The sequence below is a fragment of the Humisphaera borealis genome (assembly GCF_015169395.1).
GTDB lineage: Bacteria > Planctomycetota > Phycisphaerae > Tepidisphaerales > Tepidisphaeraceae > Humisphaera > Humisphaera borealis.
In genome coordinates, this window is the sequence record NZ_CP063458.1 from 1557376 (window position 1) to 1572609 (window position 15234).

Here is a 15234-nt window from a genome sequence, read left to right on the forward strand (position 1 = left end):
CCCGCCGCTACTTACTCTCTCCCGCGAAATCCAACGTGTAGTTCGGCGATTCCTTCGTGATCTGGATGTCGTGCGGATGGCTCTCTGCCATGCTCGCGGCGGACACCCGAACGAACTTCGCGTTCTTCCGCAGTTCCTCGATCGATTTCGTGCCGCAGTAGCCCATGCCGGCCCGCAGACCGCCGACCAGCTGATACACGAAATCGCTCAGGTGGCCGCGATACGGCACGCGGCCTTCGACGCCTTCGGGGACCAGTTTGCCGCGGTCCTTCACGTTGCCCTGGCCGTAGCGGTCGGCCGAGCCGACCACCATCGCGCCCATGCTACCCATGCCGCGGTAGGCTTTGTAGCGCCTTCCGCCGTGAATGATGGTTTCGCCGGGCGATTCATCGAGGCCGGCGAACAGGCTGCCCATCATGCAGGTGCTTGCCCCGGCGGCGATCGCCTTGGTGATGTCGCCGGAATGCCGGATGCCGCCGTCGGCGATGACCGGCACGCCAGCGGCTTCCGCGACGCTGACGGCCGCGAAGATCGCCGACACCTGCGGCACGCCGACGCCGGAGATGATCCGTGTCGTGCAGATCGCCCCGGGGCCAATGCCCACCTTCACAGCGTCCACGCCGGCGTCAATCAGGTCTTTGGCGCCCTGTGCCGTGGCGATGTTGCCGGCGATCACCTGGATGTCCCAACGCCTTTTGATCTCCCGGACCGTCTCGATGACGTTGTTCGAGTGGCCGTGGGCGGTATCGACGACAACGACATCGACCTCGGCCTTGATCAGAGCCTCCACCCGGCGGAAATCTTTCACGCCCGTCGCCGCCCCGACGCGCAATCGGCCGCGCTTGTCTTTGCAGGCATTGGGGAACTGGTGCAGTTTGTCCAGGTCCCGCATGGTGACCAGGCCCGCCAGGCGGTGGTCCTTATCGACCAGCAGCAGCTTCTCGACCTTGCTCTTGTAGAGGATGCGCTCGGCGTCTTCGAGGCTGGTTTCCTCCGGCGCGGTGACCAGGTTTTCCTTGGTCATCACCTCGCCGATCTTGCGGTTGTCGTCTTCCTGAAACTTCAGATCGCGGCGGGTCAGGATGCCGACCAGCTTGGGCACCTTGCCGTTGCCGGCGGCCGACTGAGCGCTCAGGCGTGCCCCGCCGTCGCTGCCCCCTTCGACAATCGGGATGCCGCTGACGTTGAAATCCCGCATCACCTGCCGGGCGGTGCCGATGGTCGCCGACGGCGGAAGGACGATCGGGTCGACGATGACACCGTTCTCCGACCGCTTGACCTTCTCCACCTCGCGGGCCTGGTTTTCGACCGACAGATTCTTGTGGATGATGCCGATCCCGCCTTCCTGGGCCAGCGCAATCGCCAGGGCCGATTCAGTCACGGTGTCCATCGGGGCACTGATCAGCGGGATGTGCAACTCGATGTTGCGGGTGAGCCGGGTGTGGGTATTGGCGTCCGCGGGGACGAAGTCGCTGCGGGCTGGAATGAGCAGCACGTCGTCGAAGGTGATGCCGTCCTGAAGAATCTTGGGGTGATCCATGTAGCAGGAATACGGGGCGACGGGCGAGGTGTCAAGTTTGGTGATAACTTCCAGACAGGGGCACTGGCATTGGCGGGAACTTTCCGCTAAAGTGAGGAACTCACTCGTGCCCGCTGCCGAAGGACCGGCTAGTCGGGGTGCGATGCGTGAGTTTGACGTTATTGCAGCGAAGTGCGTCGCAGTCTCGGCTCCCGCCCGGCCGAAAGCGAACCATCGGACAAGACCCAGAGGCGATCGGAGCAGCGACCATGCATTACCCCCATCGAATCAGCAAAGTGAAGCGCGCCCGCAAGATCGGTTTCCGCGCCCGCATGCGGACCACCAACGGCCGCAAGATGATCAACCGCAAGCGCCGGGTCGGCCGTCGCGTGCAGGTCGTCTGATCGAGCGAATCATACAGCCTTAGAACGGCTCAAGGGCAGGCGAAGCACGACGGCGTCGTGGCTCGCCTGCCCTTTTGTGTTGATTGGGATCGTTTCGAGGGACGTTTGCCGCTGCCCTGTGAAGTTTAATCCCGTAGCTGACGTCAATCCCGTAGCGCCTCGTTCAGCGCTGCTTCGATCTCATCCTGTCCCTCGCCGGCGGGTTCCGAGCCGTCTTCAAAGGCTTCGGGGAACTCTTCGTACAGGATCTCGATCTCGCCTTCGTCGGTAATGAGCTGCATCGGCAGTTCGGCTTCGACATCGACGGCCGATTCCTCGTCCGCCGCGATCTGGTCCAGATGATGCCCGTTGGTCGCAGACTGCGGGGCCGGGGGAATGCCGGGGGCCGGAATCGCGAACGCCAGATCACCCATCAAGTTGCCGCGAGATGATGCGTTGCCCGGGAGGGAATCCGTCAGACCGCCGAGCCCGCTGGAGCCGGGCTCGAGGCCAAAGATTCGCTCCGCGGCGTCGGTGTCGGTCGATGGCGAAGAAGCTGTTACTGGGGTACCTGGCTCGACAGAAGCTTCGCCGGGCGAAACCTCGGCCAAGGCAGTCGCATCGGGGGTAGTGTCTATCTCATCGGTGGCAACGGCGTCAGCGGACAGTGTTTCGGCCGACCATTCGCCTTGCGCTACTTCCGACGGAACGGCATTTTGTTCTGCGGCAAATTCATCGATCGCTGCGACCGGTTCCGTGTGTTCGGCTACCGCTTCTTCTGCAGCGGTTTCGAAAAGATCAGTCGGAAGGGGCGGCGGTACGTCGGCGAGCGACAGACCCTCGTCGTGTTCGGACACGGGCTGTTGATCCAACAAAGGCGTTTCAGCGGTGAGGTCCACCGGCTCCCCGCCAAACTCCGCGGCTTCGGCGGTCTCGGCCGATTGCAGGAAGTCCTGCGACAACTCGAGAGATTCCGGAGCTTCGGCAACCGGCTGCCATTCGTCGACTTCGCTCTCGGCGGCGATTTCAGGTGCGACCTCCGCGGGGATTTCCGGTCCGCCGGCCTCGACCTCGCCGACCTCACCTGGCTCGGCAATCTCGGCGGCAGCATCGGCATCTGGTTCTGCCATGCCCGAAAATCCGGCCGTTTCGGCGGGGCCGATGTCGGTAAAGTCCAGACCATTCAGGGCAGCTTCAGTATCGCTATCGATGGGTAGCGAAAGCTCATGCCCCTCGGTGATGTCCTGGCCGACCGGCGCGTCGACCGACACCTCATTCGTGGACTCAGGTTCGGCCTCCGTTGCCGCCGATTCTGCGGAGAACGTCTGGTCGTCGCCGGCCTCCTCTTCGGAGGTTTCCGCGAACGCAACATCGTCGATGCCGGTTTCGCTCAGGGTGGCCGAGAGGTCTTCATGCAGGTCGTCGTCGTTGCCACCGGCGGCCGCTATCTCGGGGATTTCTTCGTGAGGTTCTTCATGGGGCTCGAAGATTTCGAGCTCGCCGGTTTCCGGCTCTTCCTCCACCGCCGAGCTGAACTGCTGCTCGAAGGCCTGTTGTCCGATCGGATCTTCGACCGGTGCAAGTTCGTCGGACAGGCCGTCAAGTTCCGGGAGTTCGAGTTCAGCTTCGTGGTCGTCTGCGTCAGCTTGCGTGGAGGCCGCAACGGTGTCGTTCGGTTCTTCGGAGGATTGCTCTTCCAGTGCGTCGCCGGAGGCCTCACTCTCGGCGGGCAGTTCTTCGTTGGCATCAGCCGAGTGATCTTCGGGTTGTTCTTCGCCGGCGTAGTCTTCGGGGGCTTCGTCCGAGGCCTGCGACGAATCGGCAAACGCCGCCGATGCGATACCGCCGCCGAACCCCATCGCGGCCGCCGGAACAACGGCAGCCGCCGTCGGAGAGGGGACGCCGAAACCGAACGACGGCGGCGGGGTTCCTTCGGCTCGCTTGCGCGCGACCGGTGCCGGTGCTTGTGCCGGTGCCTGTGCCGCGGCGGCCTGCTTCGTGATCGCCGATGCGGGAACGTCAATGACGCCTTGGTAATACCCGATCGCCAGCAGCCCCTGCTGCTGCTGATAGGGAAGGTTCACGAGGTCGCAGAATTCGGCGATGAGTTGCTGGGCGGCGGGATCGGACTGTTCGGACGCGTGAACCTCACGCTGATGCTTGCGGTCCCGGAAGCGCATGATCTGCACGAAACGACCGCTGCCATCACCGCTGGTCCAGTTCGGCCCCATCTGCTCGTAGACTTCGAACAGGTCGCAGCCCAACCGCATCAGGACCTGGCGAAATCGACGCAGGAGGCGGACGTGTTCGGCCCGGCGTTCCTTGGGGACGATGTAACTATTGGTCTGCAGAAGCATCTGGCACAATCCCGGGGAGTTACAACATTCGCCCACCCTGCGGGATGGACGAGCGATCGGCTGGTGCGGCGATGTTGCCGCTTGCGTCTGGCCGCCCGCGGCTCACCACGGCATGCGTTGCCGGGCATGCCCCACCGCCGGCCAGAATGGTTATCTTGCCACAACCATAACTTAGGGGCAAACGGTCAAAGCGCAACCTAAAAAGACTGTCACGCTCCGATAACTTCTTGTAAGAAAACACATCTTCGGCCCATACCCGCCCGATTAAACAAACCAGACGTCCGAACCGCACAGACCCAACACCCCCGTGATCACTTCCATCCTGTTCAACATCCTCGGGCCGATTCTCGTCCTGGTACTGCTCGGGTCGCTGGCACGTTGGCGGTTCAAGATCGACGTCGGCTCACTTTCCAAGCTTAACATCTACATTTTCTTGCCAGCGTTCTTCTTCGATCACGTGGTCAACAGTGAGTTGTCGATCGGTCAGGCCGCCGGGGTGGTGCTGGCGACGGTCCTTCAAGTGGCGATCCTGGGCGGGTTCGTCTGGGGTGTAGGCCGGGCAGTCGGGGCGAGCCGTAAAACCATTGCCGCGATGGCGATGTGCGTGATGTTCTACAACGCGGGCAACTACGGGCTGGCGCTGTCCGAACTGGCTTATCCGGGGAAAGCGGTTTCGGGCGTCAGGGCATCGCCGTCGGCAGATTCGGGACCTCAATCCGATCCAACCGCCCCGCCTCCGTTCCATGCGCCCCCAACGGCTCCGACCGCGGCCCGCAACGGTCCGGCCGTGCAGGCATTTGTCGTGTTCTGCCAGAACATTCTCAACTTCACCGTCGGGCTTTTCATCGCAGGAAGTGCCGGCGGAGGATCGGCCGCCGACTCGCTGCGAAAGTTTGTACGAATGCCCACCGCGTACACGCTGGCGATCGCGCTGCTGGCCCGATGGTGGCGCGTGGAAGGGGGCGAGATCCCGAAGATCGTCAACCTGACCGCGCAATACCTGTCGCGCGGATTGGTCCCGCTGGCACTGATCACCCTCGGGGCCCAATTGGCACTGCAACCGCGCTGGCCGCGATGGAAGCCGGTCTCGTTTGTGCTGGTCGTCCGGCTGCTTTGGGCGCCGGCACAGATGGCGCTGATGCTCTACGGGCTGCATCGGCTTTTTGTCGGCCGATCGGAGGTCCTGGCGCTCTGGCCGTGGCCGGCGGAGAATCTCATCCTCACGGCCGGCGTGCCGACGGCGATCAATACGCTGCTGGTCACGCTGGAGGTCGGCGGCGACGCCGAACTGACCGCCGACTGCGTCTTCTGGACGACCGCGTTCTCCGCGATCACGATCACCTTCTGGCTCGTGCTTCTGCAATCGGGATGGATCACGTCGTAGCCAACCATGCACTCATCGATTGCCAGAAAGTGCCTTCTCGATCAATTCGACGTCGTACACGCAGCCACCCCAGGTGCCGCCGCTGACGGACTGAAGGAGCGCCCAGAGCCGGGTGTCGGCTGGAAGGCCGGGGTCGGCGGCAAGATCGGCACGGGGCAAGCGGCGGGATAGTTCCGCCGTCCCCCACGCGGAATCGCCGGCGTCATTGACCAGGTCAATCGTTCCTTCCAGCGCATTACGGTCGATGACGATGCGGATGCGGTCGCCGTCGAGCACCTTTCCGATCGGGCCGCCGGCCAGTGCCTCGGGACCGACGTGTCCGATACACGCGCCGGTGCTGACCCCGCTGAACCGCGCATCGGTCACGATCGCCACATGTTTGCCGAACGGCAGGTGCTTGAGCGCGCTGGTGATCTGATAGGTTTCCTCCATGCCAGCGCCCATCGGTCCCCGGCAGATCAGCACGATGACGTCGCCGGGCTGAATCTGGTTGGCCTTGATCGCGGCGATTGCCGACCGCTCGGCGGTAAAGACGCGTGCCCGGCCGGTCATGCGATAGACGCCGTCGATATCAACGACGGTGGGATCGATCGACGTGCTCTTGATGACGCTGCCCTGGGGTGCGAGGTTGCCGCGGGGGAAGGTGACTGTGCTGGTCAGGCCGCGTTCCTTCGCGACGCCCGGCGACATAATGACATTGCCGGCGTCGATGCCGTCCTGCGAAAGCAGCGTCGCGCGGAGCCTTTGGCGACGATCGCTGTTCTGCCACCAGTCGAGCATCTCGCCGAGTGGCGCGCCGGTGGCGGTCAGGGCATCAAGGTGGAGCAAACCGAGATCCCGCAGGTGCAGCATTACCTCGGGTACGCCGCCGGCGAGGTAGACCTGCACCGTCGGATGGCCGACCGGGCCATTGGGGAGGGCATCCACCAGTCGCGGCACCCTGCGATTGATCGCGTTCCAGTCGTCTACCGTCGGCCGTCGCAAACGGGCGGCGTGGGCAATCGCCGGGATATGGAGCAGGAGGTTGGTGGACCCGCCAAACGCGGCATGCACCGTCATCGCATTCTCAATCGCCTTGTCGGTCAGGACGTCGCGCAGCTTGATTCGGCGCAGTTCGATGGCGCTCAGCGCCCGGGCGGATCGGACGGCGATATCGAGCCAGAGCTTCGACCCCGAGGGGGCCAGTGCCGAATGCGGCAATGACATGCCCAGCGCTTCGCCGACGACCTGCGACGTGGCGGCGGTGCCGAGGAACTGGCACCCCCCGCCGGGCGAGGCACAGGCCCGGCAGCCGAGTTCGGCGGCTTCCTCGAGCGTGAGCGTCCCGTGGGCGTAACGCGCGCCGATGGTTTGGATTTTGCCGGCGTCTTCGCCCTCTTCCGGAGGCAACGTCACGCCGCCAGGCACCAGGACACACGGCATATCGCCGCAGCCGGCGAGCGCCATCATCATCGCCGGCAGGCCCTTGTCGCAGGTGGCAACCCCCATCACGCCGAAGCGGCGCGGCAGCGACCGAATCAGTCGCCGAAGCACGATCGCCGCGTCGTTGCGGTACGGCAGGCTGTCCATCATGCCGGCGGTCCCCTGCGTTCGACCGTCGCAGGGATCGGTGCAGAACCCGGCGAACGGAATCGCGCCCAGGCGTTTGAACTCGCGCGCGGCGGCCTGCATGAGCAGCCCCACCTCCCAATGCCCCGAATGGTACCCCAGTGCGATTGGCGTTCCGTCGTCGGCACGAAGTCCGCCGCTGGTGGAAAGGATGAGAAACTCCTTTCGGCCCAGTTCGGCCGGGTTCCAACCCATGCCGGCGTTCTGCGTCAGCCCGAAGAGATCGCCGCTGGCCCAGTTGCGCAGGATGTCATCCGTCAGCGGGAGCGCCCCGGCGGGCCCGGCGGCCTTGGTCGCGACGTCGTAGGCTTCCTCCGGCGTGGACAGCAGTTCGGTCAGTGAAGGCGGTGCAGTCGGCATTCCGGGATAATACGCGACAACCGTAGGGTCTGCCTGAGCACCGTAGGGTCCGCCTTGGCGGACGCGAGAGGTCGCCGGGCCGGTGATTGCGTTCGTAACGGTGGCACGCCGCGTCCGCCAAGGCGGACCCTACTGGATGGAGATCGATATCGGGGCGAACCCCTTGGGCACAAGGCCGATGGGCGTCGCCTGGCCGGTGTTGAGATCGACGCTGAACAGCAGCACGACTTTGCCGCGAACACCGAACGTCGCCAGCGCACGATCGGTGCCGTTTCGCGTCACGATGTCCAGCCCGACCGGTCCGGTGACGGCGGCTTGAAGCGCGCCCACGGTGAATACCTGCCCGCTGGTCGGCGGCGTGGTGCCACCGGGCGAACCGATCGTCGTCAAAACCGCCAGCCGCGTGTCGATGGCGTAAAGCGTGGTCGAGGTGGCACCGGCAAAGTTGTCCGTATGCGCGATCGCCGAGATCGCCGGGTTCGACGCCCAGTTGGCATCGGTGCTGGCGTAGGCGAGCGGTCCGTCGAACTGCGTTCCTGCCAGCGACGGATCGGGGTCGATGATCTGCCCCGTTCCGGCACTGATCCGCACGTTGTCGCGGGCCGTGTTCACAATGCGAACCACCTCGCTGACCGGATTGAAGTCCATGTCGGCAGGGAAGCCGGGCTTCAGCGAGACGTCCGTCGCCGTACCGACTGCCGACGCTGCGCCGGTCGCGGCGTCAATCGCGTAAAGGCGATTCTGGTTGGTGAAGCCGTAGGCGATCTGCGACGAAGACCTGACGTCGATCGTGACAAGGGCTTCCTTATCGGCGAGCCCTTCGACCTTGACGCTCGAAAGCGGAACGTTCGGCAGGTTGCTGTCGACGGTGACGAGCCTGTTCTTGCCGTCGATCATCAGCACGCGCTCGCCCTTGGGCACGACAGCAATATCGCGGACGGGCGTTCGGGTCGTGCTGCCTTTGATCCGCTCCACGCGGGTTGCGGTGCCCGTGGACAGATTGATCGTGTAGAAGTTGCTCTGGTTCGCGGTATTGGTCAGCGACGCATAGGCCGTCTGAACGCCGTCGCGGTTATCGATGTCGAAACCGGCGTATTGCGTGACGTCTAAGCCAAGTCCGCCCACGGTTGCAAGGCCGCCGGTATCGGGCGACGTGGGTGTTCCGCCAGGTGAGCCGATGCGCACCAGCGTGTTGGTATCGGCGTCGATGCCGAACAGGGTGGTGGACGAAGCGCCGACGGTGTTGTTACTGTGTGCGATCGCCGCGACCGACGGGTTAATCCCGAACGACGAATCGCCTTGCGGATACGCGAGTGCGATGTCGATCTGCACGCCGGCGATGTTGTCGTTGTCGTCGATCACTGTGCCGGTGATCGGATCGACGCGAAAGTTGCTGTCGGCGTCGCTGACCACGCGCAAATGGTCGGCGACGGGGCTGAAGTCCACGCCGAACTCCGTACCCGCCAGCGGCGGAGAGAACGCCGCCGCGCCGACCGCCGTCGCCAAGCCGGTGGTCGGGTCGATGCGAAACAGCCTGCTCGAACTTCCCAGGCCGAAAAGCTGCCCGGTGGCGGGACGGAAGTCGATCCCCAGTAGTGCTTCGCCGCGGGCCATTCCCCGGACCTTGATGCGGCCGAGCGTGTCATCAGGCGTCGCCGAATCGAACACCAGCAGCGTGCTCGGACCGGTCAAAGCCAGCGTGGCGGCAAAGAGTCGGCGGGGTTCAAGGGGTTGGATCAGCGGTAGGTTCGGGGGTTGTGTCATCGGTCGGCATTCCGGTGTCGGGCGTTACCGCCTGAACATCGTCCCAAACCGCTCTGCAGCGTCAGTTACGGCCGATCCTCTCGACTATCGGACGCCTGGCGATCAGATCGCCGGCCGTAAAATACGGTGCCCCGCCCGGTTTGACGCGGGCGGGGCAGCAGTTGCAGACGAGGGATTTTGAAAAGCCGCGATCAGCTTCAGACCGCAACAGGGAAGCTCAACGCCATGCCGACGGGGACGACGCCGTTGGGCAGATTTCCAATCACCGTGGCGGCACCGGTCGTCAGGTCAATCCGGTAAAGCGCCCGGCCGCCCGACGACTGGCGGAAAATCGCATAGCCGGTGTCGGCCGAGTTGTTGGTGACGATGTCGAACAGCGAAACGTCTTTGACGTTCACGCCCAGCGCTCCGACGGTGAACAGTTGCCCCGTGTTGGGCGACGTCGCCCCGCCGGCGGTGCCGACCGTGACCAGCACATCCTGCTTGGCGTCAATCGCGAAGAGCGTCGTGCTAGGCGTCGCAGCGACGTTGCTGCCGTAGGCAATACCCGTCACGCTGGGTGTGGCGGCGGCGTTAACGTCGGTGCTGGCGTAGACGATCGGTCCGTCAAACTGAACGCCGGCGGTGACGACGTCGGAGTCAACAATCTGCCCGTCGATCGGGTTGTAGCGAACGTTTTCGCCGGCAGTGTTCACGACGCGGATCAGGTCAACGCTGGGGTTGAAGTCCATATCAAGCTTGGCCTTCTTGTTCAGCGTCACCGTGTTCCGTGAGCCGACGGCCTGGGCCGCGCCCGTCGACACGTTGATTGAGTACAGGCGGTTCTGGTTCGAGAGGCCCAGCAGCGTGCCATCAGCCGGGCGCTGATCGATGCTGATGATCTTCTCTTTCTTGCCCAAACCGCTGATTCGGACCGGGCTGGATTTGAGATTGGGTATCGCCGCGTCGATGGTGTAGAGCCGGTTGGCGGGATTGACGATGACGATCCGTGATCCCGACGGCACGACGGCGATGCCGCGGATCGGCGCGTTGACCGCGCGAACTTCGCCGATGAGGGTGGCCGCACCTGACGTCAGGTTCACACTGTAAAAGCCGCTGCGACCCTTGGCCCCGGTTGCCAGGGTGGCGAACGCATTGTTCGTGCTGCCGACGGTCTCAATATCGAACCCCGTGACCTGTGTCGCATCGACGCCGAGGGCCCCGATGGTTGTCACGTTCCCGTTGTTCGGCGAGTCGGTTACACCGTCCACCGAGCCGATCGCGACAAGCGCGTTGCGGTCGGCGTCGATGCCGTAGAGCGCGGTCGGCGTACCGGCGGCGACGTTATTGGTGTAGGCGGCGGCGACGACCGTGGGATTGGCTCCGGCGTTGATGTCGCCGGTCGCGAAGGTGAGCGGAAGATCGGTCTGGGTGTCGGCGACGCCGGCATCGAAGTCTACGACCGCCCCGGTGTCGGGATCGAGCCGCAGGTTGACGTCGGTGTCGCTGACGACCCGAATGCGATCCGCGGACGGATTAAAGTCGAAGCCGAACTCGGTGCCTGACAGCGCCGGCAGGAATGCCGCGCCCCCGGCACCGACTGCCGTCGCCCGCCCGTTGGTGGGGTCGATGCGGTAAAGACGGCTGGTGTCGCCCAGTGCATAGAGCTGGCCGTTGGCCGGGCGAAAGTCGAGCCCTACCAGCGATTCGCCGCGGGCCAGTCCCTTCACCTTGGTCTTGGCGATGGTCTGGTTCGGCGTGGCCGAATCGAAGTAGACCAGGACATCGCGACCGCTGATGCCGACGACCGTGCTCAGCAGTTTGCGGTCTTCAAGGGTCTCAATGACGCTGACTTTGACGGGTTCGGTGCTAAGACGGTGCATGACGTTCCTCCTCGGGATGTCGACAATGGGGACCAGTCACTGCATCCAACTGGCGATGCAGCTGCAACTGGTTTGACGATCGTAACGATACGCAAAAAATCGACGAGCGAATCGTGAGATTAGTTTAATGTTCCATGCAGGGGTTTGCCCGACCTCAAGACAGAAGCCCCGCGCGCTCGCCGCGGCGAAGGCATGGGGCTTCGAGGCAAATCGGTGTCGAGGTGGCGTACTTGAAGGCTACTTGGCCGGCGGAACCGGTGCCCAGACGGCACCTTCGTTCACCCACGCGCGAAGGATTCGGAGTTCTTCGGCCGTGACCGGTTTGTCTTCCTTCGGCGGGGGCATTACTTCGTCCTCGTCGTCGGTCAGAATGTGCTTGATAAGCAGGCTTTCCTCGCTGTTTCCCTTGATGTAGAGCGGGCCGTCGCTCCCGCCGACCAAGGCCAGATCCTCGGTATGCATGCGGAGCTTACCCTTGTTCTTCTCTTCGCCGTGGCAGTAGATGCACTTGTCGATGAAGATGGGCCACACTTCCTTGGCGAAGTCGATCTTCCCGCCGGTAGTGGCCATGGGGACGGTCGCCGGCTTGGAAGCCGGAGCGGTCGCCGACGGAATCGTGACGGCTTCCTGCGTGCCGGGAATTGCGGGAATTGCCGGGCGGGTCGGCGGCGCGGCAACGGGAACCGATGGCGTCTTCTTCTCCTTTTCGCGTTCCTTGGCAATGTGCTTGGGCAACTGTTCCCCGGTCGCCAGCGCGATGATATTCTTTAGATTGTTGGGGTACGCTAACTCACCGCCGTCATGGGCGACCCACCCCATCGCACCCGCCAACAGCACGACGGCGAACTGCCAGCCGAGTTGTCCGGGAGCCTGGGTGGCGGTGACAGTCAGGCCTTTGCCGGTTTCGGCAGCCCGCATCGCGGCGGCGCTTTCGGTCGCCACTTTCAGTTCATACCGGTGCTTCCGGCGGAGCTGAACGGTCGCCCAGACCAGCACGGCCAGGCTGATCGCCGTCACGGCGATTCCGCCCCAGCGGTGCCAGAAGATGTCACTCTTGGTATCGAAGGGGTCAATGAAGCCCGAATCCTTCTGCGGCGCCCACGCCCAGCCGGCCAGCACGGACGGCACAGCGCCCAAAGCCCCGATCGCCAGGCAGTAGTAGACGATACTGATCGGAATCCGGCGGAACACCACCCGAAGCACCGCGGCGATCGCGCCAGCCAGCAGCAGTGCAATGGGGATGTGCACGACCATCGGGTGCGTCAGGCCCTGGGCGTACCAGATACGCTCGCCGGGCGAGAGGGGATCTGCGGCGAAAGCCGGCGCGGCGACAACGCCGAAAACTCCGATGGATGCCGCGATGATTGGGGTCAATTTCAAGTTGCGCTCTCCTGCGAATTGGTCCGCATGAAACTTTCACCAGGCGGCTGGGTCTAATGAGTGGAGATCGACATCGGGACATACGCCCGCCGATGCTTCCTCTGCCTCAGACCCCCGGACGGAGACCGCCATGCTCAACTGCCTTACCGCCTTCGACTTCCGAGTCTCACAGCCTCGTGCGGGGTTTATCCTAGTCGGCAGGCGACGTGTCGTCGCGGCCTGCCGGTTTCTTACGGTTCTGCTGATTGCCATCATGGGAATCGCAATGCCCGCGCGAGGCGACGGCTTCATCGTGATCCACAACCCGCCGGCTCGCCCGGTGACGCCCGGGCACTTCACGTTCGCACCGCTCGAGGTCACTTATCATCGGGTCAACGTCGAGATCTCGGACAGCGTTGCCACAACCACGGTCGAACAGGAATTCTACAATCCAAACCCGCAGCGGTTGGAAGGAACTTACCTGTTCCCCCTGCCGGACGGCACTCACATCGACAAGTTCTCGATGGACGTCAACGGCAAGATGATGGAGGCCGAACTCCTCGACGCCGGTAAGGCCCGGCAAATCTATGAAGACATCGTCCGCCAGGCCCGTGATCCCGCCCTGCTCGAATACGCGGGCCGGTCGGCGTTCAAGGTTCGCATCTTCCCGATCGAGCCACACAGCCGCAAGCCCGTCAAAATCACCTATACGCAGCTTCTTAAAACAGACACCGGATTGACCGAATACGTCTATCCGCTGAACACCGAAAAGTTCAGCTCCAAGCCGCTCAGCCAGGTGTCGGTCAAGGTGAGCCTCAAGTGCTCCGAGCCTATCAAGAGCCTCTACTGTCCCAGTCACGACGTCGAGATCAAGCGAGACGGCGACAAGGCGGCGGTTGTCGGCTGGGAGCGGGCCAATGTGCGACCCGACACCGACTTCAAAGTCATCTACTCGCGCACCGACAAGCCCGTCTCCGTCGATCTGCTCACCTATCGCAACGGCCCGGACGACGGCTACTTCCTGTTGCTGGCGGCCCCGGGGATGACCGCACCCAAAGGCGAAATCCAGAAAAAGGACGTCTGCTTCGTTCTCGATACCAGCGGTTCGATGTCGGAAAACAACGGCAAGAAGATGGAGCAGGCCAAGAAGGCGCTCTCGTTCTGCCTGCAGAACCTTAACGAAGGAGACCGTTTCGAAATCGTTCGCTTCAGCACTGAAGCCGAGCCCCTGTTTAACGAACTCCGCGCTGCCGACAAGGCAAACCTGGAGACGGCACAGAAGTTCGTCGCCTCGTTACGCCCCATCGGCGGTACCGCGATCAACGACGCACTGACCAAGGCGATGGAACTAAAATCCAAGCGTGGCGGCGACGACAAGGAGCGCCCTTACGTCGTGATCTTCCTGACCGACGGGCAGCCGACGATCGGCGAGACCAACGAAGACAACATTCTTGCGGCGATGAACAAGGCACAGGAAAAAGGTGGCGCGGCCGGTTCGACCCGCGTGTTCTCCTTCGGCATCGGCACTGACGTCAACACGCACCTGCTCGACAGGATTGCATCGGGCACGCGAGCGTTCAGCCAGTACGTCCTCCCCGACGAAAACCTCGAGGTAAAGCTCAGCAACTTCTACACGAAGATCAAGGAACCGGTGCTGGCGAACGTGGAAGTGACCTTCACCGGCGGCGACATCAAGACAACGCAACTGTATCCCAACGCCCTGCCGGACCTGTTCAAGGGAGAGCAGGTCATCCTGTTCGGCCGCTACAGCGGCAAAGGTGCTGCAGCCGTAAAGATCAGCGGAACCCTCAACGGTCAGAAGCAGACGTTCGTGCAGGACGTCACGTTCGCGGAGAAGGAGACGAAGAATGCCTTCATTCCGGCACTCTGGGCGACCCGGCGTATCGGCTTCCTGCTGGACGAAATCCGCCTGCGCGGGGAGTCGAGGGAGCTTCGCGATGAAGTGACTCGGCTGGCGCGGGAGCATGGCATCGTCACGCCATATACCGCTTTCCTGATTCTCGAAGACGAGTCGCGGCGGAACGTGCCGCTGGCGATGCAGACGTTGCGGGAGTTGCGAGCCGACGCCCCCGCCGCCAGCAGTGCCGCCGGCCGATACGAATCGGCTCGCGACGAGTTCAGCGACCGCCGATCCCGCGCCGGCGAGAAGGCTGTCGCCAACGCCAAGGATGTTGACGCGCTCAAGCAGCAGTGGAATCTGGAGCAGGGCCAGCGTGGCGGCGAAGAACTGCGGAAGCGCCCCGCCGGAGCCCCCGGCCCCGTCGCGACGACGCCCGGCGGAAGGCAACCGCAAGAGCCCGGACAGGCCGCGGCGGCTGGTAGCGGCGGCACCGGCAATGAATACGGGTACCGGCAGGCACAGAATTACACCCAGCAGGCCCGTGTCGTGAACGGCCGTGCGTTCTACCAGAATGGCAAGACCTGGACCGATGCCACCGCGCAGGAGGCTGTCGCGAAGAACAAGGCTCTGCGACAGCAGGAGGTCAAGTTCAACACCGACGCCTACTTCGCACTGCTTAAGGAGTACCCTGAGTCGGCTCAGTGGCTCTCGCTGGGTGAGGAAGTAGATGTCGTGCTCGGCGACACGCTATATCAGATCCGCGGGTAGGCTCGCGGC

9 protein-coding genes are annotated in these 15234 nt (G+C 63.6%); 3 read left to right on the plus strand and 6 right to left on the minus strand.

Features of this window, described 5'->3' with window-relative positions; all coding sequences use genetic code 11:
- Nucleotides 1–7: 7 nt before the first annotated feature.
- A complete protein-coding gene (guaB, locus tag IPV69_RS05770) occupies nucleotides 8–1540 on the minus strand; it encodes an IMP dehydrogenase (RefSeq protein ID WP_206293968.1) in 1533 nt (510 codons plus the stop codon).
- A gap of 248 nt (nucleotides 1541–1788) precedes the next feature.
- Here guaB and rpmH point away from each other — a divergent pair, with 248 nt between their 5' ends.
- Entirely contained in the window at nucleotides 1789–1923 is a 135-nt protein-coding gene (gene rpmH, locus IPV69_RS05775; RefSeq protein ID WP_206293969.1) for a 50S ribosomal protein L34, read from the plus strand.
- A 143-nt stretch (nucleotides 1924–2066) separates the two neighbouring features.
- Here rpmH and IPV69_RS05780 read toward each other — a convergent pair whose 3' ends face one another.
- Nucleotides 2067–4259, minus strand: a complete 2193-nt coding sequence (locus IPV69_RS05780; RefSeq protein WP_206293970.1) for a hypothetical protein — start codon at nucleotides 4257–4259, stop codon at nucleotides 2067–2069.
- Nucleotides 4260–4566: 307 nt separating this feature from the next.
- Here IPV69_RS05780 and IPV69_RS05785 point away from each other — a divergent pair, with 307 nt between their 5' ends.
- On the plus strand, nucleotides 4567–5643 hold the full coding sequence (locus IPV69_RS05785) for an AEC family transporter (RefSeq protein WP_206293971.1): 1077 nt from the start codon (nucleotides 4567–4569) through the stop codon (nucleotides 5641–5643).
- Nucleotides 5644–5655: 12 nt separating this feature from the next.
- Here IPV69_RS05785 and IPV69_RS05790 read toward each other — a convergent pair whose 3' ends face one another.
- From IPV69_RS05790 to IPV69_RS05805, 4 genes are all read right to left on the minus strand, one after another.
- Nucleotides 5656–7611: a YjhG/YagF family D-xylonate dehydratase gene (locus IPV69_RS05790; RefSeq protein ID WP_206293972.1), complete on the minus strand. Its 1956-nt coding sequence runs from the start codon at nucleotides 7609–7611 to the stop codon at nucleotides 5656–5658.
- Nucleotides 7612–7740: 129 nt separating this feature from the next.
- Entirely contained in the window at nucleotides 7741–9375 is a 1635-nt protein-coding gene (locus IPV69_RS05795) for a DUF4394 domain-containing protein (protein WP_206293973.1), read from the minus strand.
- A gap of 197 nt (nucleotides 9376–9572) precedes the next feature.
- Entirely contained in the window at nucleotides 9573–11237 is a 1665-nt protein-coding gene (locus tag IPV69_RS05800; protein ID WP_206293974.1) for a DUF4394 domain-containing protein, read from the minus strand.
- A 237-nt stretch (nucleotides 11238–11474) separates the two neighbouring features.
- The gene (locus IPV69_RS05805; protein ID WP_206293975.1) at nucleotides 11475–12617 is read right to left on the minus strand and encodes a c-type cytochrome domain-containing protein; all 1143 of its coding nucleotides are present in this window, start codon (nucleotides 12615–12617) and stop codon (nucleotides 11475–11477) included.
- 130 nt (nucleotides 12618–12747) lie between these two features.
- Between IPV69_RS05805 and IPV69_RS05810 the strand changes: the two genes are divergently transcribed.
- Nucleotides 12748–15225 (plus strand): VIT and vWA domain-containing protein, encoded by a 2478-nt coding sequence (locus IPV69_RS05810; RefSeq protein ID WP_206293976.1) that lies wholly within the window; start codon nucleotides 12748–12750, stop codon nucleotides 15223–15225.
- Nucleotides 15226–15234 lie beyond the last annotated feature (9 nt).